General features: G+C 47.0%; 18 protein-coding genes and 1 pseudogene. 10 read left to right on the top strand and 9 right to left on the bottom strand.

Translation table 11 applies throughout. The features are described from left to right. The first annotated feature begins 5 nt into the window (after nucleotides 1-5). Nucleotides 6-1037, top strand: a complete 1032-nt coding sequence (locus tag AC5YBZ_RS10050) for a DUF2955 domain-containing protein (RefSeq protein WP_494518944.1) — start codon at nucleotides 6-8, stop codon at nucleotides 1035-1037. A gap of 72 nt (nucleotides 1038-1109) precedes the next feature. On the opposite strand, the gene AC5YBZ_RS10045 is transcribed toward AC5YBZ_RS10050, so the two are convergent. Beyond that, nucleotides 1110-1997, bottom strand: coding sequence for a slipin family protein (locus tag AC5YBZ_RS10045; protein ID WP_494523607.1), 888 nt, complete (start codon nucleotides 1995-1997; stop codon nucleotides 1110-1112). Next, nucleotides 1984-3438: an NfeD family protein gene (locus AC5YBZ_RS10040; RefSeq protein ID WP_494518946.1), complete on the bottom strand. Its 1455-nt coding sequence runs from the start codon at nucleotides 3436-3438 to the stop codon at nucleotides 1984-1986. Before AC5YBZ_RS10040 ends, AC5YBZ_RS10045 begins: the two co-directional genes overlap by 14 nt. A gap of 408 nt (nucleotides 3439-3846) precedes the next feature. On the opposite strand from AC5YBZ_RS10040, the gene yegD reads away from it, so the two are divergent. Both yegD and AC5YBZ_RS10030 read left to right on the top strand, forming a co-directional pair. Further along, nucleotides 3847-5217, top strand: a complete 1371-nt coding sequence (gene yegD, locus AC5YBZ_RS10035) for a molecular chaperone (RefSeq protein ID WP_494523606.1) — start codon at nucleotides 3847-3849, stop codon at nucleotides 5215-5217. 339 nt (nucleotides 5218-5556) lie between these two features. Beyond that, nucleotides 5557-6006 (top strand): CreA family protein, encoded by a 450-nt coding sequence (locus AC5YBZ_RS10030; RefSeq protein WP_494521615.1) that lies wholly within the window; start codon nucleotides 5557-5559, stop codon nucleotides 6004-6006. 60 nt (nucleotides 6007-6066) lie between these two features. On the opposite strand, the gene AC5YBZ_RS10025 is transcribed toward AC5YBZ_RS10030, so the two are convergent. The 3 genes from AC5YBZ_RS10025 to pdsR all read right to left on the bottom strand — a co-directional run bounded on the left by AC5YBZ_RS10025 (nucleotide 6067) and on the right by pdsR (nucleotide 10203). Continuing rightward, nucleotides 6067-7242, bottom strand: coding sequence for a cystathionine beta-lyase (locus tag AC5YBZ_RS10025; protein ID WP_494523605.1), 1176 nt, complete (start codon nucleotides 7240-7242; stop codon nucleotides 6067-6069). A gap of 91 nt (nucleotides 7243-7333) precedes the next feature. After that, on the bottom strand, nucleotides 7334-9508 hold the full coding sequence (gene pdsS, locus AC5YBZ_RS10020) for a proteobacterial dedicated sortase system histidine kinase (protein ID WP_494518949.1): 2175 nt from the start codon (nucleotides 9506-9508) through the stop codon (nucleotides 7334-7336). A gap of 2 nt (nucleotides 9509-9510) precedes the next feature. Beyond that, a complete protein-coding gene (gene pdsR / locus AC5YBZ_RS10015) occupies nucleotides 9511-10203 on the bottom strand; it encodes a proteobacterial dedicated sortase system response regulator (RefSeq protein WP_494518950.1) in 693 nt (230 codons plus the stop codon). Between the two features lie 231 nt (nucleotides 10204-10434). Here pdsR and pdsO point away from each other — a divergent pair, with 231 nt between their 5' ends. The 3 genes from pdsO to AC5YBZ_RS10000 all read left to right on the top strand — a co-directional run bounded on the left by pdsO (nucleotide 10435) and on the right by AC5YBZ_RS10000 (nucleotide 12813). Next, nucleotides 10435-11217 (top strand): sortase-associated OmpA-like protein PdsO, encoded by a 783-nt coding sequence (gene pdsO, locus AC5YBZ_RS10010; protein WP_494523603.1) that lies wholly within the window; start codon nucleotides 10435-10437, stop codon nucleotides 11215-11217. 30 nt (nucleotides 11218-11247) lie between these two features. Continuing rightward, complete coding sequence (locus AC5YBZ_RS10005) at nucleotides 11248-12195, top strand: hypothetical protein (protein WP_494523602.1); 948 nt, start codon at nucleotides 11248-11250, stop codon at nucleotides 12193-12195. A 72-nt stretch (nucleotides 12196-12267) separates the two neighbouring features. Next, nucleotides 12268-12813 carry a class GN sortase gene (locus tag AC5YBZ_RS10000; RefSeq protein ID WP_494523601.1) on the top strand — a complete coding sequence of 182 codons (546 nt, stop codon included), beginning with the start codon at nucleotides 12268-12270 and terminating at the stop codon, nucleotides 12811-12813. Between the two features lie 83 nt (nucleotides 12814-12896). Here the strand turns inward: AC5YBZ_RS10000 and AC5YBZ_RS09995 are convergent, their stop codons facing one another. The 4 genes from AC5YBZ_RS09995 to AC5YBZ_RS09980 all read right to left on the bottom strand — a co-directional run bounded on the left by AC5YBZ_RS09995 (nucleotide 12897) and on the right by AC5YBZ_RS09980 (nucleotide 17936). Continuing rightward, nucleotides 12897-13916, bottom strand: coding sequence for a GGDEF domain-containing protein (locus tag AC5YBZ_RS09995; protein WP_494542865.1), 1020 nt, complete (start codon nucleotides 13914-13916; stop codon nucleotides 12897-12899). Between the two features lie 169 nt (nucleotides 13917-14085). Continuing rightward, nucleotides 14086-16710: a PqiB family protein gene (locus tag AC5YBZ_RS09990; RefSeq protein WP_494542864.1), complete on the bottom strand. Its 2625-nt coding sequence runs from the start codon at nucleotides 16708-16710 to the stop codon at nucleotides 14086-14088. After that, nucleotides 16697-17329 (bottom strand): paraquat-inducible protein A, encoded by a 633-nt coding sequence (locus AC5YBZ_RS09985; protein ID WP_494518956.1) that lies wholly within the window; start codon nucleotides 17327-17329, stop codon nucleotides 16697-16699. Before AC5YBZ_RS09985 ends, AC5YBZ_RS09990 begins: the two co-directional genes overlap by 14 nt. Continuing rightward, entirely contained in the window at nucleotides 17322-17936 is a 615-nt protein-coding gene (locus tag AC5YBZ_RS09980; RefSeq protein ID WP_494518957.1) for a paraquat-inducible protein A, read from the bottom strand. Before AC5YBZ_RS09980 ends, AC5YBZ_RS09985 begins: the two co-directional genes overlap by 8 nt. A 247-nt stretch (nucleotides 17937-18183) precedes the next feature. On the opposite strand from AC5YBZ_RS09980, the gene AC5YBZ_RS09975 reads away from it, so the two are divergent. From AC5YBZ_RS09975 to prc, 4 genes and pseudogenes are all read left to right on the top strand, one after another. Continuing rightward, nucleotides 18184-18468: a YebG family protein gene (locus tag AC5YBZ_RS09975; protein WP_494518958.1), complete on the top strand. Its 285-nt coding sequence runs from the start codon at nucleotides 18184-18186 to the stop codon at nucleotides 18466-18468. A gap of 16 nt (nucleotides 18469-18484) precedes the next feature. Further along, nucleotides 18485-18943: a GAF domain-containing protein gene (locus tag AC5YBZ_RS09970; RefSeq protein WP_494518959.1), complete on the top strand. Its 459-nt coding sequence runs from the start codon at nucleotides 18485-18487 to the stop codon at nucleotides 18941-18943. Between the two features lie 284 nt (nucleotides 18944-19227). Continuing rightward, a complete protein-coding gene (gene proQ, locus AC5YBZ_RS09965) occupies nucleotides 19228-19869 on the top strand; it encodes an RNA chaperone ProQ (protein ID WP_494521616.1) in 642 nt (213 codons plus the stop codon). A gap of 30 nt (nucleotides 19870-19899) precedes the next feature. Next, nucleotides 19900-21945, top strand: a pseudogene (prc, locus tag AC5YBZ_RS09960) (carboxy terminal-processing peptidase). The last annotated feature ends 66 nt before the right edge of the window (nucleotides 21946-22011 follow it).

Below are 22011 nucleotides of genomic sequence, written 5' to 3'. Positions count from 1 at the left end.
CGGCTATGCAATTAATACGTCACCACCCAATGAGCCACAATGATTTGAGGCAATGTCTGCGTATTGCCACTGGTGGAACATTGGGTTTTTTGATCAGTAAACTGATGGGATTTAATTACGCCGTCTTTTTTACTGTGACTCCCATGTTATTGCTTGGACTCGTACCCGTTATCTCGGCTGCTGTCACGAGACAAGTTCTTGCCTCATCGGTACTGTCGATTGTTGAAGTGGGTCTGTTAGCTGGCTTTTTTGGGGGACAGCCGATTGTGATGAGCTTAATCGCATTCGTGCTGTTTCTGTATCGTTTTGCGTGCATGTCAAAAGGCAGTTTATTTCTATTTGGTGCCAACGGTGTGATCAGTTTAAGTATCATGCTGCACTTTGCCAGTTACCCGGCTACTAATGTAAACGATCTGATATTTTGTAATTTTTGGGGGCATATTAGCTCGATCTGTATCGCTTTTTTAATGATGGCTCTCTTCCCAGATGTAACGCCGCGAACGGCGCACTCTGGGGAGAGCAAAGCGCCTCACCGCATGCGGCATGAAGCCTTACTTGGGGCATCTGTCGCGACGATCTCCTTTTGTGCCTTTCAGGTATTAGATCTACAAGACTCATTATCGGCCCAGGTAACGACTTTAATTTTGCTGTTTCCTATGCATTGGAATGGCGCGCTCGACTATGCTCGGCGGCGTGCTCTGGGTACCATTTTAGGGGTAAGTTGTGGTTTAATCATCCAGCTGTTGCTGTATAACTGGTCGCACGAACTCTTGTTGTTATTGCCCCTGTTTTGGCTATTCACTTTGCTGTTTAGTCAGGCGCATATTACTGAGGCGATGGGGTCGGGTGTAGGCTTTGCTGGATTGACCACGTTTGGGATTTTATATGGGCAGAATTTAACCCCTAATAATGACCTTATCTTTAGCGGTCTTTACCGTACTAGCAGTATTTTAGTGGCTATCATCGCGACGCTGATTGCTTGCTATCTTGTGCATAGAATATTAAATCGCTTCGAAGCCACTCGCTTTGGTCATTAATACCGGTGTGAATTTTGCACTCTCGTGTATTTAGGCTTAGGCGGTGTTTGCACCGCCTTTATCGGACTCAGGTTAACTCTTTAGAGAACGTTCAGCCTGATCATTATCATGTGCAAAATCGTCATCGGCCGTGCTACTTGTATCGCGATTGTCACTCGCCGTGGTTTCACTTGCAGCTATTGGTAAGTCGTTAGGCAGGGTTTTATTCATCACACCATTGAGTAATTCCATCGGCAGAGGGAATAAAATCGTTGAATTTTTCTCGCCAGCGATCTCCGTTAATGTTTGCAGGTAGCGCAGTAAAATGGCATTAGGCTCTTTAGCCAGAGTTTGCGCGGCGGTGACCAGTTTGGCCGAGGCTTCCATCTCACCCGAGGCATGGATCACCTTGGCTCGACGAGTTCGCTCAGCTTCCGCTTGCCTTGCAATAGCCCTTACCATGGTTTCATTCAGATCCACATGTTTAATCTCGACATTCGATACCTTAATGCCCCAACCGTCGGTGCGACTATCTAATATGGCTTGAATGTCGGTATTGAGCATCTCTCTGTTGGCGAGCATCTCATCCAGTTCATGCTGCCCTAGTACCGAACGCAGAGTGGTTTGTGCTAGCTGCGAGGTGGCTTGTAAGTAGTCCTCTACATTAATAATCGCCTTTTGAGCATCGATCACTCTAAAGTAGATGACCGCATTGACCTTAACAGACACATTATCGCGGCTGATCACATCCTGGGTGGGCACGTCCATCACCACGGTACGCAGATCCACCCGTACCATTTGTTGGATCAACGGAATGACGATAATCAGTCCTGGCCCCTTTACTTGGTAAAAACGTCCCAGCATAAAGATCACGCCACGCTCATATTCTCGTAAGATTTTGAATGCACTAAACAATAACGCCAGTAGCAAAAATCCTAGCGCGATAAAAAACACCGAGGGGTTATAACTAATTGCGTCCATTGACTATCTCCTTAGAGGACTGGGCTGGAGTCGGGGTGACTGTTAGGGTTAGGTGGTCTCGAGCAACCACCAAAACCCGTTGATCCGTATGGGTCGGTTTATCGCTCACCGCGGCCCAATGTTCGCCATCAAGGCTGACAAATCCTTTTTCAATAAATCCTTCTACCACTATTGCTTGTGCACCGACAATGGCATCATCACCACTCACGGTTTTATGTTGGCGTTGCCGCCACAGGGTGGTTAATACCCACAGCGAAAAAAGCAGCGCTGTGACGGTGACTGCGCCAATGAGCGGTAGCGAAATTGCAAAATGCTCTACATCACTGTCGATAAGGAAGATAGAGCCTAGGGCAAATGCGATCGCACCGCCAACACCAAAAATGCCAAAGCTTGGCACCATAGATTCGGCAATCAACAGGGTGATACCTAATAGCATTAAGCCTAGTCCGACATAATTGATCGGCAGTAGCTGAAAAGCATATAACGCGATAAGCAGTGAAATTGCGCCAGTCACTCCTGCAACCCCGACACCTGGGCTATAAAACTCGAGCAATAAGCCGTAAATACCAATTAACATTAAAATGTAGGCGATATTGGGGTCGGTAATGGTGGCAATAAAGTGATTACGCCAACTGCGTTGATGCTCAACTAGCTGAGTATTGCTTAATTTTAATGTGATTCGCTGCTCTCCCATATCGACTTGGGTGCCATTGAGTTGAGTCAGAAGATTGGGCGCGTCATCAGCGATAAAGTTGATCACGTTTTGATCTAAAGCTTCTTTAGCCGTAAGGGTGGCAGCCTCGGTCACTGCGCGCTCAGCAAAGTCGATGTTGCGATTGCGCAGGGTCGCTAAGGCGCGAATGCTTGCAATGGCATCATTTAACACCTTACGCTCCATTGCACTGCTGTTATCTGTAGTGGTTTGTTTATCATTATTATCGCCGCCATTTTGGTCACCTTGATCGCCGGGGCTAGACTCTTTAGGAGCAGGGTCATTGGGTGAGGGTGTATTAGGGGGAGGTGACATAGGGCCCCCCATTTTAACTGGGGTTGCAGCACCTAAGGTTGTGGCTGGCGCCATTGCCGCAACATGGCAGGCGTACAAAATATAGGTCCCTGCGCTCATGGCTCTGGCACCGGAGGGTGACACTAAACACGCGATAGGAATTGTTGATGCCAAAATGGCTTGGTTGATGGTGCGTAAACTACTGACAAGGCCACCGGGCGTATCCATAGTGATCATCACAAGTGGCGGCCGCTGCGATAAAGGAAGCTGATTTGCTTGAGTGATCTCGCTGACTAAGTATTCGCTGACAGCAGGGCCAATGGCCCCTTCAAAGCGTAATAATGGCACACTCTGCGGGGGGCCTGCTTGCTGCTGACTAAGTTGCTGATCAGCAGGTTGCTCAGTTGGCGTAATGGGGCTTTTGGTCTGCGCCATAGCCATACTTGAAACACTCATCATCACACTCAGTAAAAGCAGTACGAACACCCCTTGGATAATCGTGATTATCTTATTGGCCTGAAGGGGCGTAATCCATCGCCAATTTAGCCGTGTAGGGGGGAGTCGCCCACGCTTGTGTTTCCATCTTGCTGATTTTAGTCGTGCAGTCATAACGGCATCCTAATTTTAGCTAATCTTAAGTTTAGTCTATTTGGTCTTTTAGGGGGCGGCGTAATATTGAGGGGCGTAATGAACAAGGCCGTTAATAAACAGTGTTGGTACTTGTATGAGTCTGGCTAGTGCAGGCTATTTCAGAATTAACGACAAGATTAATTGGTGGTGCTAGTTGTCTTTTAGTGCGAGTGTGCTATTTTGCACGGCTTTTTACTCGTTGGAGCCTTAAGCATGTTTGTTGGATTCGATTACGGTAGCGCCAATTGCGCCGTGGGGATAATGGATCAAGACACTGTGACGTTATTACCCCTGTCAACTGATTCAAATTATCTGGTTTCAACCTTATATGCCCTCGACCGGGACCTTATTTGTGAGGCGGTACTTAAAGCGCTGCCATCTGAGCAGCAAAGCGCTTATGCCACTGTACGTTCAGCACAGTTAAGTCGTGCCCGCCAAGCTCGCCGAGAGTTAGATTTAGATACAGATGAGCAGGCCGTTTTTGTGGGTGAGGCTGCGGTGCAGCATTACCTTGAGATGCCCGAAGAGGGCTTTTATGTCCGTTCACCTAAATCGTTTTTAGGTGCGACAGGGTTACGAGCCGATCAAGTGGCCTTGTTCGAAGATATCGTCACCATGATGATGCTGCATATCAAACAACTCGCCGATGCCAAGCTGGCGAGCCGCGGCCAAAAAGTGACTCACGCGGTTATTGGCCGTCCGGTTAACTTTCAAGGTATTGGCGGCGAAGAGAGTAATGCTCAAGCAGAAGGGATCTTGCGTTTAGCCGCCAGCCGTGCTGGATTTGAGGCCGTGGCCTTTTTGTTTGAGCCGCTAGCGGCAGGCATGGATTTTGAAGCCAGCCTAACCGATGATAAAACGGTGTTGGTGGTTGACGTTGGTGGCGGCACCACAGACTGCTCTGTGGTCAAAATGGGCCCGTCGCATATCGACAAAGCCGATCGCAGTGACGATTTCTTAGGTCATAGTGGTCAGCGGATCGGGGGTAACGATCTTGATATCGCCTTATCGATGAAAGCTTTTATGCAGCACATGGGGCTTGGCAGCCATATGGTTAATGGCCTACCTGTGCCAAGTAAACCGTTTTGGAATGCGGTGGCTGTCAACGACATCAGCGCTCAGCGTGATTTTGCTAGCCTGAGTTCGCGCAATATGATTAAAGAGCTTATTACCGATGCCGAGCGCGCCGACTTGCTACAACGTTTGTTAAAAGTGCAGCAAGATCAGTTAGGTTACCGTATTGTCAGAAGTGCCGAAGCGGCGAAAATTGTCTTGTCAGAGACAAGCGAAACCACAGTGACGCTGGATTACATTTGCCAGCAATTGGATGCTAATGTCGACGAGCGGATGTTTATCGACGCCATTAGTCAACCTGTGGCACAAATTCAGTCCTTGATGGCTGCTGCGTTAGCCGAATCTGGTGTCACGCCCGATATTATCTATGTGACGGGCGGGACAGCCAAAAGCCCGGCCATCTATAACAGTATCGCGGCCATCTATCCTGCAATCGATATTGTCGTTGGCGATCATTTTGGTAGCGTCACGGCAGGATTAACCCGCTGGTCGCAACGTATTTTTAATTAGAGCCTGTGTCACAAGCCTTTAACGGTAAATCTGATTAATTTAGGTATTTACCGTTAAAAGGCATTATTATCCAGTGACTGATATTCAAGTAGGTATTTTAGGTGCGTACTCAAGTGGCTTATATTTGAGTCATTCAGATCCAAGTCGCTCAAGTTAAGCTACTAAAGTTCAAGCAACTCACATTTAAGTCATCCAAGTTCAAATTACTCAGGTTCAAGTCATCCAGGTTTAAGTTACAGGGAAGCTACTATGTCATTTTTTTCATCATTTTTATCGCAAGCGCCAACAGCCCAATCCTATTCATCTAAGGGGTTAACCTCCTTGTTACTTGCTAGCGTGATGTTAATGGCCACAGGTTGCGGCGATGATGTCGGCAAGGTGAGCCTTGGCCTGTTTACCACTAAAGATGTACTTATCGATGCTTTGGACGACCCTAAAGTGCCGGGTGTCACCTGTCATATTAGCCGTATTGAAGCCAACCTAGATTTTGCCGATCCCTCTGATATGGGGATCGCCTGTCGCCAAACTGGGCCAATAACCACCGCGGATATTGCCACCATCGATAAGAGCAAAAATGGCGAAGTAGTGTTTAAGGCTTCACTGAGCATTTTATTTAAAGTGCTTAAGGTGCGCCGTATCTATGATGCTGAAAATCAAACCTTAATTTACCTGTCGTACTCAACTAAAGAAACTAATGGTAGCCATAAACACGCTATCTCAACTGTACCTTTATACGGCACACAAGCCTGGCAAGATCCATTCACCAAGGCTGATCACTCCGTGCGTTAAAAGGGTATCACCCGATTTAACTTGTACACTCTAAGCCCAAGCTGAAGTGACAAGGATAATTTAGCCTTGGGCTTGATTGAATCGCTCAAAAGCGCGGGCTAAATCGTCAATGAGATCATCTGAGTTTTCCAGTCCTATGTGTAACCTGATTAAGGGTTTACTGCTGTCCCAGTGGGTTGCTGTGCGTAGTTTATCGATCCCAAATACGCCCAAGATCAGGCTTTCATACCCCCCCCATGAAAAGCCCATCTTAAAGTGTTCCATATTTTCGACCAGTGCGGTAACCGATTTGAGGTTGCCTTGCTTTAACACAAATGAAAATAAACCATTGGATGCGCTGAAATCGCGTTTGAAAAACTTATGACCTGGACAGCTTACAAATGCGGGATGACGAATATGATCCACCTCGGGTCTGCTAGCTAACCAATTAGCGACTTTAAGCGCATTTTGTTCATGCTGCGCCATACGCACGCCTAAGGTCCGCAGCCCGCGGCTGGCGAGGTACACATCGTCGGCAGAGGTGCACTGACCCATTAAATAACTGTTTTCTCTCAGTTGATCCCAGTGCTCGCTATTTGCCGTGGCCGTGCCCAGCATCACGTCTGAGTGACCAACAATATATTTGGTGGCCGCCTGAATCGAGATATCGACGCCCATCTCAAACGGACGCGAGTTGATAGGCGATGCCCAGGTATTATCTAACATGACCACCATATTATGCTGGTGGGCAATACGGCTGAGGGTGGGCACATCCTGCACTTCCATGGTGATAGAACCGGGGGATTCGAGAAATAACACTTTGGTATTGGGCTGGATAAGCGTGGCTATGTCGGCGCCGATCATGGGGTCGTAATAGGTGGTATCAATGCCGAAGCCTTTGAGCAGCTTGTCGCACAGATCGCGGGTGGGCTCGTAGGCGCTATCGACCATCAAGAGATGATCGCCTGCTTTTAAAAACGATAATAATGCACCTGAGATAGCAGCAGAGCCTGAAGGATATAACGCGGTACCGACGCCGCCTTCTAGTTCGGCGATGGCGGCTTGAAACGCAAAGTGGGTAGGGGTGCCGCGTCGGCCATAAAACATCTCGCCATTGGCGCGGTTTTTGGTGGCAAAGCGCATCTCTTCCATAGTGTCAAAGATCACGGTTGATGCGCGAAATACAGGGGGGTTAATCACCCCTTTAGTCCACTTTTTGTCTCTGCCTAGGCTAACGATTTGCGTCTCTTTTTTCATTGTAGCGACTCCCACCCTTATTTTATTTTTAGCCATCTTAACATCTAAATGGCCAAATGAAAGGGGCGGATGGGCAATGAACACAGATATTTTATACCGCGCTGATCGGCAGTTTGATGCTGATCATCACGCCTTGGTGTTGGCCGCCCAGCTGGATGTTTTTAGCTTCAATGCTGCCCTGATGGAAATCGGTGATCAGCCGCGCTATGTATAACCCTAAGCCTAAGTGGGGTTTATCTTGATTAGGCTGGGGCCGTACCGAGACCATAGATTCAAAAATTTGCTCACTCATATTTTCAGGTAGTGCGGGCCCTTGGTTGTAAACGCTCAGCATGGCAATACGGCCTTTAGCGTGCAGTTTCACCTCAATTGGCGTTGCGGGCAGGCTAAACTCAATGGCGTTAGCGACTAGCTTATCCATCAGCTGGGCAATGTATTCAGGTACGCCCTGCATGTTAAGCGGATCGGGGCAAATATCGACCTCGAACGTCTGCTTAGGGTAAGTGATTTGATAACCCTGCATGCAACCCGAAATCACTTTTGCCAGAGGAAAAGTATCCACTTCGGCGTGGGTGAGCGCCTCTTCTAGCCGCGTCGCCTCACTCATGTTGTTGAGGATCATATTAAGGCGGCTGACGCCCTCTTGGGCACGATCGACATATTTTTGATGCTCAGGTGGCAGCGCTTGAGCGTTGAGATGTTCAAGCGATGAGCGCACTACGGCCACAGGGGTGCGCAGTTCATGGGATAATCGTGATGACATGTTTTCAAGGTAATGGGTATATTGGCCTAACCTGCTGACAATACTGGCAAAGCTGCGTGATAAGTCACCAATTTCATCGCGCACTTTTGAGCCCACAATGGCCCGTTTAATTCGGCCTTGGCTGTCGATGGCTTGTTCGGCTTCATCCCTGAGTTTGCGGATACGACTGGAAATGCTCGAGGCGAAAAAGAACAGCGCTAGAGTGCCCATACTCATCACGGTAATGATCACGTTAAACAGTTTTTCGAGTGCCTTGTTGCGCAGGGTGCGAATACCATGCGTGGTTTCTTCTGCAATCACCACACCCATGACGGTATCGTCAATCCAAATCGGGCTGGCAGCAGCCAAGACCACCGCTTTTCCGTCGGGGGTTAAGCGCCACGTTGAGCCAAACTTGCCCGATAAGGCGCGCTTAATATGGCTACCTTCGAGTACAGCTGAGTCTTGCAATGAGTCGACAAAGTCTTTTGCTGGCGTGGTCAGCACGCGATAGTAGAGTGGGTGTAAATATTCTTGTTTAAAATGCTCCCATGCACTTTCATCGCTGCGCTCGGTGGCCGCCTGAGCCCAAACGTTATTGTTACTGTGAATATCACCCGATTTAGCCAAGACTCGCCCATGTTTGTCTACCACCCAAATGCGTGAGCTGTTATGGCTCATACCTTTAATAATACTTTCAATTTCAGGTGACGGAACCAATACAGTCCCCAGTTCATTTACATCGTCAGTGGCCGAGGTGCCGACAATGGCTTCTACCTGTCGGCGGCGTTTATCGTTGACATCGGCGATGGCAAATCCCAATTTACTGCCCACCATGTCCAGCGGGATCCGCAGCTCAATATTATAACCTTGTTCGGTCTTACGCCATTTGCCTTGAATTTTAAGCTCTGGGGTGACAGGGGTTTTTCGCTTAGGGTTCTCAGGCAGTTGGAACGCGCTGATCCAACCATCACGGATGGTGGCGACAATATAACGCTTAAATTTTCCGTCGGGAGCCTGAGTTGCAATGGCTAAGTAGTCATTAGTTTCAATGCTTAAGCTATTGGTGCCGCGGTATACCACATTCGGATCTGTGACTTCAAAAAAGGCATACAGGTAGCCCGCATACTTGCCGACCATGTGGTTAAAGTGGATTGCGGGTGGATGATTATCGTCAAGGTTAAACAGTTGATGCTCTTGGCCGTAATGCAGGCTGCGGTGGCGATAATTACCCCAATCGCTGAGTTTGCCATCGAGCTGGATAGGGCTTGCCAGTGGATAGGCGTACAAGTCTCGTCCTTGCTCCACTCGTGACAAAAAACTGGCCTGTTTGTCGAACAGTTTTGGTCGCTCATGCAGCGCCGTGGCTAATGCTTGGGTCGTGCCTTCGAGGGTTTTTTCTTGCCCGTGGCGTAGGTATTTTTCCATCTCCCACACATATTGATAGCCCAGCCAGGGGAGGCAGAGCAAAAATAGTGACAATATGGCGACTTTGGTGCGCAGCCCAATAGGCAAAGGAAACATAACTAGCCTTGGTTATCCCAGCGGTAACCCATGCCATAGACGGTATCGATACAGTCAAAGGTGTCGTCTTGGGCGATAAACTTTTTGCGGATCCGTTTGACATGCGATGTGATGGTGCTGTCGTCAACATAGATTTTAGCGTCTTGCATCAAGGCTTGGCGGCTGCGCACATGCCCCGGATGTTTGGCTAAGGCATGCACCATCCAAAATTCAGTAACGGTGAGCTCAATGGGTTGATTCTTCCAGTACACCTGAATGCGGTTAACGTCGATAGACAGATGACCATGCTCAATGAGCTGGGCATGTTGCGTGCTGTTTTCTTGTATTTCTGAGCGGCGAAATAGCGCGGCTAAACGCGCGATAAGATGAGGGAAACTCACATCTTTACTCAGGTAATCATCGGCGCCTAAGCGTAAGCCGCAGACAGTATCAAAATCGCTATCACGAGCAGTTAAAAAAATAATCGGCAGCTGGCTAGACATGGCTCGCAGTGATTGACACAGGGTAAAGCCGCCATCTATTTCATTTTCAAGGCCAATATCAATAATCGCTAAGTCGGGCAGACGGGTGGTGAAAGCTTGCATCGCACTGGGGCGATTGGCATAAGCTTGAACGCTGTAACCTTGCTGTTGCAGCACCTCTTTATAGTTTTCACGGATAGCCGCTTCATCTTCCACTATTGCAATACGCTTCATTGCTCTCTCATCGCAGTATGACTATTTAATGGATGGTGACTATACAGCAAATTTTTATTGATAAAAGTGACTTAAGGGAATTGCCATTTTGTTGCCACAATTGGTCGCTGTAATGCCACTTTTGTTCCCTGCCTGCGCCACTTAACTGCGTTTTAATGGACTCATCGACATCATGTCCCCGGTTTTGCTTCACCATCATTTTTGCCGGGACATTACATTAAGGATAACAAGATGAAAAAGCAGATTATTGCCGTACTGATCGCCAGCGCGCTATTGACCTCTTCTTTTGCTTACAGTGCTCAAGATAACAGTAATTTAGAGAGTGGCAATTTAGGTGGCAGTGCTCCAGCAAGTGTTGAAGCCTCCTCAGACACCGAAGCGCTAATTGGCGTCGGCTCAGGTATCGTATTGGGCGCCGTTGTGGGTGGACCTGTCGGGGCGATTATCGGGGCTTTTACTGGCGGCATGATAGGCCAAGCGGTGGCCGATGACAGTGAAATAAAAACCCAGCATGCGTTGCTCACTGAACAAGAGCAACAGATCGCCATGCTCAACCAACAACACCGTGAATTTGAGCAGGTCAGTGAGCAATACAACCATGCGCAGCGTGAGTTAGCTCAATTAAAGCAGCATCAGCAAGCGGGCCTTGAAGAGCTGGCATTAGGCTTAAATGTACAGTTTAAAACCGGTTCATCGGAGATAGAACCTCATTTTCAAAGCCAGCTTAATGATGTGGCGGATCTGATGTCACTGTCGCCAGAATTAACATTAGATTTAACCGGTTACGCTGATCGCCGTGGTGACTCGAGTTATAACCAAGCGCTTTCTGAGCAGCGGGTGGCTGAAGTTCGTTGCTACCTTGTTAAGCAAGGTGTGGATGAGATGCGCCTTGACGCCAAAGCCTATGGTGCCAGTGCACCGGTTAACGATGAGCAGAGTTTTGAAAATGATTTCTTTGACCGCCGCGTGACCATCCAACTGTTAAATGCTGATACTGCTATTGCAGCCAACTAGGCTACAGCGCAAGTTAAAAGGAACACAGACATGGATATCGACTATCTCAGCTCAACCACCCTTTGCCCCCCGAGGGGGGCCTTTTTATCTCAGGGGGCTGCGAGACTCAATCTTGTTGCGCTTTTATTATGGCTTAATCATCACAAATGGCAGCGCTGGTTAGCCCTGACGATGTGCACAACCTTAACCCTTAGCGCCTTATTGCCCCGCAGTGTGTTGGCGCAGCCTGATGATAAAACCTTTTTGGGGAGTCGTCAGCTTATCTATTTATTATCTAGCCTCTCACCCGAGCCATTATCACAGCCGTTAACTAAGTCAGCTAAGGCTTTATTCACCGGGTCTTTGCTCCCCAATGCCTTCGCGTTGAGTGCATTACCGAATGATAAAGTTGCTATGCAGATATCGGGCTGGGCAAACCGAGTGCAAGTGAAGCCGTTTTTTCAAAACGATACCGTCCAGTGGTTTAACGGCATGTATCTATTTTCGTTACCTCACGATGTCGCTATTGACAGTGTGACTCAGCATATTGCTGAGCCGCACTTACAAGGTGAAATATTCCCTGTTGAAATGACTTATCAGCAATTGGTCAGTTACCAAGCGGAGGCGTTTAGTGTGCGTTTTCCGCTGGCAAATACGCCTCGCTACGCCGGTGAGCCCGCTGTGACATCATCCTCGCCTAATGATAATGGAACATATGCTCAGATGAGTAAAACTGTGCGCTGGGCGACGGCTCAAAATACAAAGCTTGCCGATAAGCAAGGCGTCGAAAATGATTATGCCATTGTTATGATGATGCCGCTGCAAGCATCCATCGGGCAATGGCCGCAAGCGGCCAGTGAGCGTCGACTCATCTTAGCCATTAGTGCCATGTTGCTGCTACTACTTGGTGCGTATTGGTTAAGTTATGCCAGCGTAATGCAGCGCATCCTGTTGATATGCTTGCGACGTATGCGTGGGCAAAGGTGCGAGCACGGATAAGCGTTCATCGTCATTGCATTATGTTATTAATCGGTATCGTTCTGATTTTACAAATTGTACTAAGGAGGCTATATGCAGGCGAAAGCACGTTTTGCTCAATTTTTAATCGAACAGGCATGGCGTGAAACCTTAAGCGATGGTAAGTGGCATAAGCCATGGAGCTGGGCCAACACATATCCAGTGGCTAAGCTGCAGTTTGTTTCTGTGCAGGGGCAATTGCAGGGGCAAGCCTTATATGTATTAGCGGGCGCGTCTGGCAGAAACATAGCGTTTAGCCCTGTCTCCCTAATGGGAGTAAATCAACTTAATGGGTGGGGCAATGCTGTGATTGCCGGCAATAGAGATACTCATTTTGCCCATTTAAAAGGGGTCAAAGCTGGGCAGCGACTACGGGTACAAGATAGCGCGGCAAACGTTATTGATTATCAAGTGGTGTCGATTCAAATCGTAGCCGAAACAGATATTCGTCAGCTTAATGGGCAAGATGATGTACAGCTGACTTTAGTGACCAGTTATCCATTTGACAGCTTAGGTGCACAAAGTCGCTGGCGTTTTGTGGTGATAGCTGAGCCAGTGGCGGCAAAACCACAGGTCCAACGAGCCTTAGTTGCGGCTTAAATAATGGTGGTGGTTTAAGTAATGTTTATTGCATGGTGTTAGCGCCGCGGCCAGTTTTATCTTCGTAACGCTGTGCTAGTAGATTAGATAGGCATCACGCGGTTACGCCCGAGGCGTTTAGCGTCGTAAAGATAACTATCGCTACGTTCAATCAGCTGAGCTGGACTATCTTGCTTATGCCATTCACTGACCCCAAAAGAGGCGGTAATACTCTCGATTCGTTGGTCTTTACGGCGATCTTTGACACTGACTTTTTCAAGTGAGCGGCGCATCGCTTCGGCAATGTGTCGTGCCTTACGCTGGTGGCTTTTGGGGACTAAAATGGCGAACTCTTCTCCGCCAAAGCGATATATTTTGCTGCCATCGCGGCAAGCATCACTTAAGCGTTTCGCGACCGCTTTAAGGACGTTGTCGCCCAGTAGATGGCCGTAAGTGTCGTTAAAGCCTTTAAAGTGGTCAATATCGACCAAAATAAGGCAGGTGCCCTCAGGGGCTTGAGTGAGAATGCCAGCCAAATCTTGATCGAATGCTCGGCGATTGAGTACGCCGGTCAGTGCATCATAATAGACATCTTTTTCTGAGCGTTGCAGTTGGCCGCGCAGAGCATCTATCTCTTGTTGTGCCTGCTGTAATTTGGCAGTAAAAAATTCGGTACTGGTGCGTATATCGTCAGACTCTTTTACCAAATTACGTACGAGTCCAAGCACTTTCTCTAGGCTGACCCCTTCCTCTTCAATACGATTAAGTTTCTCGAAGTTTTGAACTATCCGCTTTTGGAAGCCTTTGGCATCATGCTTGGTATCTTTAAGCGATTGTGATAACTCCAGTGTCATGGCCTCCAGATTTTGTCGCATCTCCAGCACATCGATTTCAACCGGATCAGACAGGTGTTCACGGTACAGCAATTGGGCATTGACAGGTGGGCAGGTTTGATACTGGGCTACGAGGTTATCCATTTTTTCAACCAATACCGGATCTTGTTCACCCACATAGGCATACCACAATGCGTAATTAGTCGGAGTGGTGGGGATCTGATGCTTTAGCATCAGAGGTACTGCTTTTTTGAGGTTGATGGCAGCGGTGCGCAGCAGATCGTTGGACATGGTGATAGATTCCTCACAGTATTGCTCATCAATATGGCAACTCAGTCGTTGCTCAACATTGTTTTACTTAATATGGGTTGGCATAGTCGCGCTATGATGTGCGTTCATACCCCGCCATTGTAGGGGGGCATGATAGCGCATATCGGTTAACGTGAGTCGTTAAAGGGCATTATCGATTAGGTCGTTGATTGGGTGCCCAATTAAGCCAGTCAGTTTGTGGCTTTTCATGCAAGGTAAAGGCCTGATTACTATTTAATTGATTGGCAGGGGTGGTGACCACTTGCGTGGCGACCCCTATGCCGCCAGTGAGTATGGTCTCAAGTGAGCCAGTTTCAATTTGAGCGCCAGAAAATAGACCCACATCCACCTTAATGCCAGACATATCCCAAAATTGACTGCTTTGATTGACTAGATGTTGATAGCGCGCATCTATTTGTACCTGCATCTGCACCTGAGTGCCATTTACCGATAATTGGTAATGGGCTATCTCGCCTATCTTAATGCCGCGAAAGATGATGGGACTGCCTACTTTAATTGAGCCTAAATCGCTGTCAATGAGGGTTAATTGCAACGAGCCATCATCTACATGCACCGGGGTTTCAGTCAGACCGGTAAAGTGTTTGCTTAACTGCTGGCTATTACCCGGAAGTACGGCCACATAGGGGCCAGTGAGTAGGGTTTCGGCCGCCTGAATGCCAGATAACGAAATTTGTGCATCGATTAAAAAATATTGCGCATCTTGGCGAGTAAATGCCTTGGCATAATCCCCATAAAGGTACGCATCAACACTGACTGTACCGAGGTCGTCATTGAGTTTAACTTGCTCGATCTCACCCACCTGATGACCTAAATAGCGAATAGGCGCTTTAGCCGCTAACTTCGTTGTGGCGGGAAAGCTAAGTGTAATGGGGGTTGCCTTGGCTAGGGCAAGCGCCTTAGACCCGTATAAGTGCTGGCTATTAACGGCATCATCGCCCTCGAGTAAGCCTAAGCTAACGCTGCCTTTGATGGCGCCACTCAAGGGCGCGATCTCAACATTGATTCCGCGTAAGCTAGCATCGACTGTCAAAGCGTTGTTACGCCAAAACACGGTTTTAGGGGTTAACAGTGAATCAAATTGCTTATCAACCCCAAGGGTGATGGCAAAATTATTACTTTGTGCTTGCCAAGCGACATCGAGCACTTGGCCAATTTGCATCTTTTTAAAGTAGAGTGGTGATGTCGCACTTAAATCGGCGCCATCAGGGCTCATCAGGGTGATGCGTCGCTGATCCCCTTGGCTGATGATCTGCTGGGCCTGCTTCTGTGAGCTAAATAACATTAAGGTGCTGTGCTGTTTTACTGGAGTAGTAGATTTGCCTTGAATTAAGCTGATCGCCCCTTGGGTGAGTGTGGCTAAGTCGCGGGTATTTACCGTTACACCCTCGATAGAGGCATCAATAGCTAATGCTGACTCAGGAATGAAGTAGCTACCAGATGAAATAAGCTTTTGATATTCTGGCCATATGTCTATTGAATACTCGACGCCGCTATAATCTGGCTTAAAGCGAACGTCGCTAACACTGCCAATGGGTAACTGTTTAAAGCGTACCTGCGCGCCGACGTCTATGCCGGGATTCTCACTGGCCGTTAATGTCAACGTAAAAGGTTGATTATGTAAGGGCGGAGCACTATCTAGCAGAGGGTACTGTGCTAAAGGCTCTCCGGTGCCGGGCATGAAATTGATCACGCTACCTGTGAGTAGGCGCGTAGCATGCTTGATACCTGCCGTGGAGATATCGGCGCCTTCGACCCAAAATTGCGCCGTGCCACTCAACAGATGAGCATAATCGCTATCGAAAGTCGCATCGAAAATGACTCCAGAGTCACTTAAATGCGTGTGGGTCACACGGCCTATCTCTATGCCTCGAAATACAATGCTTGCACCCGATTGAATAGTATCTGCATCGCTGGCTTGCAGTGAGAAGCCTACGCCGCGAATGGCAGCATCTTTATCATCAAAAATGGTATAGTGTTGATTTGGTTCGGCTTGCAGACCGTTGGGATCGGAGGAAAAGCTAACGCCACCGGCTAAAATGGCTGACAGACTCTCTGTTTTTACTTTGATTCCCGCCAGTGACGCATCGACTGCTAAGCCTGAGACATTCCAAAATTGCGAGTTTTGTTTTACTAAATGTGTGTACTGTTTCTGTATGTATGCATTAAATAAAATGCGGTTATCATTGACTAAACGGTAACTGAAAATTTTACCGACAGGGATTTGACGATAAAAGATTAGCGAGCCGATATCGAGTGAGCCTAAGGTTGGGCTGCTTAATTGCACCATTAACCCGTCGGAGCCTGGGGCAACTGGTGGAGCCTGATCTTCGGCGATAAACTTTCGGCGTTCATTACCATTTCCAGGTTGAATGGCAATATAGTTACCGGAAAAAAGCGCATCGAGTCCTTCAACACCGGTAATTGAGGCTTTAGGCGTGACCAGCCAAAATTTGGTGTTGTCTTTTAAAAATGGAGTGGAGCGATAATCCATTAATAGATCGACATTCACCCCTTGCAGAGCATCATCGATACTAATGTCGACCACTTTACCGACGGTCAAACCTTGATAACGCACTAAGGTTTTACCGACATCGATACCAGTGGCACTTGGAAAATGGATACGCACATCGATACCCGATTCTCGGATACTCTTAACGCCCAGCCAAGCGCCCAGCGCTAGTGCGATGATAGGTAACAGCCAAATCGGCGAAAATAACTTCTTCTTTACCACTTTAGGTGTTTCAATTTTTGTCATCTTTCGCTTCCAATCGGTCCCAGAGTAAACGGGTGTCTAATACTTTTGCTGCCAGCTGTGTCAATAAGACGACTAAGGCAAACGCCGTAGCAGCCGGTGCAGGTTTGGCATCAAATATTTGCCCCATATTAACCAAAGCCGCCGTTATTGATATGACAAACAGATCTAACATCGACCAGCGACCAATCCATTCAATGATATGAAAGCCTGCCATTAATCTTTTTTTTGAAATTGGTAAACGATGACTTATGGCGAGCAGATAGGTCGCTAAACCGATAATTTTCAGCATAGGTACGAGAATACTGGCGGTAAATAAAATGATGGCAATAGGCCATAAGTCTAAATGGATTAAATGATTAATACCGCTAAAGATGGTGTCACGCCTGACTTGGCCTTGGCTAGTCATAATGGTGATTGGGTATAAGTTGGCTGGCACTAACAAAATGGCGGCGGTGAGCAACAGCGCCCAGCTTTTTTGGATGCTGGCGTAGTCTCGACTCTGTACGTACTGACCACAGCGTTGGCAATAGGTATCTTCAATTCGGCAAAGTTTTGCACAAGTAGGACAACTGGTGATCCCTGCAGCTTGTCCTTGCGAGTTGCGATGAGAGTTAGTCATTGAGCTGGTTCCACATATGCTCGATATCATATTCACGCTGCAAGAAAATAACCACAATGAATAAAATACTGAAGCAGAATGTCCCTATACCAAAATAGAGGTCGGTGTAGTCGGAGAGTTGAAACACGGAAACAAAGATACTGATCATGTATATCTCTAGCATTGTTAGCTCTGTCAACAGGCTATGCCAGCGCAGTAGTTGTTTATAAATATTACGAAAAAATGACTTTTTTATTTGATATTTAACGATTAAAATTTGTGCCAACACTGATAGGATAAGTAAACCAGGAGCGATAACCGCGGCGATCATAACCGCGATCCCCACTACCCAGTAGCCTTGAGATATCACCGACATCGCTCCTTCTACCACTGTCGTGGTACGCACGCTGCCCAAAAAATGCAGCTCTAATACAGGGAATATATTGGCGGGGAAATACAGTACCAAGGCGGTAATACATAAGGCGAGCATACCGTTGATAGAGCAATAGGGGGTGTCGTACAAATTACTATGGCAACGAGGGCAAAGGGCTCTTACCCCAATAGGAAGCGCCCGCTTGCTGACGATGAGGTCACAGGAGCGGCATAGGATAATGCTCTTATCTAACACGTTTCTATCGGAAGTAATGATGGGTATTCCTATCGTTTGGGAGCAAATAACATGGTGGTTGCCCCTAATTTCTTCAGATCCAAAAAGCTGTTGTACGCTGCAAGCGTTTAGCAATTGTGATAAGACAACATCACTATTGCTAACGAAATAATAGAACAAGATTCTATCAGATAAATTTGAACACTTGCATAACAACTTGTATTTATGAGATTCTACAACTGTATATAAAAACAGTGTGAGGGCAGGCATGGCAGTTATAACGAAATTTGTCGTAGTCAGAGAAGGGGTTGAGAAGATGACATTCACATCTAAAAAGGAGGCTGACGCCTTTGATAAGATGCTCGATATCGCAGATAATCTACTTCCTTTTATCGAACAGGCTCAGCTAGGACTCGATGATGATGCGATTGAGAAGCTCAGTTTCTATTTAGCCGAAAACAAAGATCAACTGATGGGCTTATTAAAGGGCGGTGCGGTGACGAAACCTGCAGCAGTAAAAAAAGCCAGTAAAAAAACCGAAGCAACAGCATAATTTATTAGGAAACCCTATGACATCCGTGTGTTATGACACTTTAGCTCGCCAAACCGAAGCATTATTCAGTGGCGAAGATAACCTTATCGCAGCCATGGCTAACTTTTCCGCATTGATCAATGACAACCTTGACGATATCAATTGGGCGGGATTTTATCTTGTTGAAGGCGAACAACTGATTTTAGGCCCGTTTCAAGGCAAGGTTGCCTGTACCCGCATTCCTATGGGGAGGGGGGTTTGTGGCACAGCAGCGCAAAGTAATACCACACAACGCGTGGCTGATGTTCACCAGTTTGCGGGCCATATCGCCTGTGATTCGGCGAGTAATTCTGAAATCGTCATTCCATTAAGGCGCGATGGTCAAGTGATTGCTGTGCTTGATATCGATAGCCCATCAATATCTAGATTTGATCAAGCCGACGAAAACGGCCTTGAATTAGTAGTAAAAAGTCTGGAAAAAGCTTTATTTGCTTAAACTAACACCAATTTTGCACAATTGATGGTCGCATTCATAGCTAGCAAGCTTATAATAGGCGGCTTAACGAATATCAAAATGCTGGGTGACATTTCATTACTTGAAATGAATACTTGGCGTTTGTTAAGTGTAATTGATAAGGTATGTTGGACGTAACGCTAACGGGTGTAGCTACACTAGGTGAGATAATGCCCGTTAACCGCCCCTAACAAATATGAACGACACGCCCGCCAACATTAAGTTGGGTGAGGTGATAGTCCCCTTTTTAAACTGTGGAAGTAATGATGGAATCAACAGAAAAGTTGACCGACACCAACGCTATTCTGGCGTATTTATATGAAACATTTCCTTTGTGCTTTATTGCTGAAGGTGAAACTAAACCGCTTAAAATTGGATTGTTTCAGGACTTGGCTGAAAGGTTAGCTGATGATTCTAAAGTCAGTAAAACTCAATTGAGAATTGCCTTACGTCGCTATACTAGTAGCTGGCGCTATCTTAAAGGCATCAAAGTTGGGGCACAGCGTGTCGACCTTGACGGCAATGAATGTGGTGAGCTAGAGCAAGAGCATATCGATCATGCACAAGCTACACTGAAAGAAAGTCAGGAAAAAGCCAAGGCTAAACGTCTAGCCAAAGCCGCAGCGAGTAAGGGCGACAATAATCAGCCTAAGGCTGAAAAGAAGCCATTTAAAAAGCCTGCGCCTAAGCGTAAACCCACTGCGGTTAAAGTCGCTAAACCAGAAGTTGCAGTACAAAATTTAACACCTGCGGTATTAGGCGAGTTGAAACCAAATCAACGTGTCAATGTCAAACTAGGTAAATCGCCAGTATCAGGTGTCGTACTTGACATCAAAAAAGAAGATATACAAGTGCAGTTAGATTCAGGATTAACCATCAAAGTGAAGGTTGAACATATCCTGCTATAACTGTTTCATTGTAAAAGGAGTAACTTGTTGATGCGAAAACTAACTCTGGTAGCTTCAATTGCCAGCATTTTTGTAGGATTCTCGGCTTGGGCATTGACGCCTACAATTCCATCAAGCGAGTTGCCCTCTCTGAATCAAGAGCCACAACATAAAGTGGCGAGTAAGCGAGTGGCGGACACCTATGCGCGTAATCACTATCATCGTTTCGATTTTGATGATGCGTTTGCTGCGCAGGTGTTCGACCGCTATTTAAAGCAACTCGACTACCGTCGTAATGTGTTATTACAAAGTGATGTCGATAGCTTTAAGGTCTACGCTACAGAATTTGACGACATGCTCAAAAGTGGTGACTTGACTGCCGCCTATAAGATGTTTGATCTGGTGCAGCAACGTCGTTATGACCGTTTTGCCTATGCGTTAGCCCTGCTTGATACCGAAATTGACTTTAATGTTCCTGGTGACAACTATCAGTATGATAGAGAAGAAGCTGCTTAGCCCAAAGATGAAGCAGAGCTTAATGAGCTTTGGCGTCAACGGGTAAAATATGATGCCCTCAATCTTAAACTTACTGGTAAAACGTGGGATGAAATTGTTGACGTGTTAGAAAAGCGTTACAACAACGCCATCAAACGTCTGAGTCAGACCAAAAGCGAAGATGTCTTTCAAGGTGTGATGAATGCCTTTTCTCGCTCGGTAGAACCACATACTAGCTACCTTTCTCCGCGTAACGCAGAACGTTTCCAAATGGAAATGAACCTGAGCCTTGAAGGCATAGGCGCGGTGCTGCAGATGGATGAAGATTACACTGTGATTAAAAGTTTGGTCGCTGGTGGTCCTGCGGCCAACAGTGAAAAACTCTCCCCTGAAGATCGCATTGTAGGTGTTGGCCAAGAAGGAAAAGAGATAGTCGATGTGATTGGTTGGCGTCTCGATGATGTTGTTGAACTCATTAAAGGGCCAAAAGGCAGTAAAGTGGTACTGCAAGTCTTACCTAAGAAAGGCGGTTCTTCAGCTAAACCTACTTATGTGACTATTGTTCGGGATAAAATTCGCCTAGAAGATCGCGCAGCGACCTCCGAGGTGATTGAGCCTTCAAGCGGAGATTACGCTGGTCGTAAAGTTGGTGTCATTAAGATCCCTGGCTTTTACATGAACCTGTCACAAGACGTGCTTAAAGAGCTGACTAAACTTAAACAAGAAAACGTTGAAGGGGTTGTCATAGATCTGCGTGGCAACGGTGGCGGCGCGTTAACTGAAGCCACCTTGTTAACCGGCTTGTTTATTGAGCAAGGTCCTGTGGTGCAAATTCGTGATGCGAATGGCCGAGTTTCACAAAATCGTGATAATGATGGCCGCGTTGCTTATTCTGGTCCATTGACTGTGATGGTCGATCGTTACAGCGCATCGGCATCTGAAATTTTTGCCGCCGCGTTGCAAGATTATGATCGTGCACTTATCGTCGGTGAGTCGACTTTTGGTAAAGGCACAGTACAGCAGCATAAAAGCCTTGGGCGTATCTATGATATGTACGATAAACCGATTGGCCATGTGCAATACACCATCGCTAAGTTTTATCGTATCGATGGTGGCAGCACCCAAATTAAAGGGGTCACGCCCGATATTCCTTTCCCTAGCGCCTTAGAGCCAGGTGAATATGGTGAAGCGGAAGAAGATAATGCATTACCGTGGGATAAGGTGCCAATGGCGCAATACAGCACCCTAGGTGACATTAATCCGAATTTGGTGGTTAATTTAGATGGCCGCCATCAACAGCGCATTAAGCAAGATGTCGAATTTAGTTATATTTATCAGGATATTGCTGAATTCAAGAAAAGCCATAAAGAAACCAGTGTCTCTTTGGTGGAAAAAGAACGTATTGCCGAACGTGAGGCTAATGATAGTAAGCAGTTAGCACGTTTAAACGAACGCCGCGCTGCAAAAGGCTTAGCACCACTGACATCGCTTGACGATGCCGATGATGAGATGACATTACCCGATGCATTCTTAGACGAAACCGTGTATATCACTCTTGATATGGTCGACATGGAACAGATGGCTAAAAATCAGTCTAAGTAATCGACTTAGCAAAATGAAAAACGCGCTATTGGCGCGTTTTTTTTATCAAATTTTAAGTGATAAGAG

This window comes from Shewanella sp. 553 (genome assembly GCF_059338375.1).
Note: the sequence above shows the minus strand (reverse complement) of the source record. Positions and strands in the feature narration are given on the sequence as shown.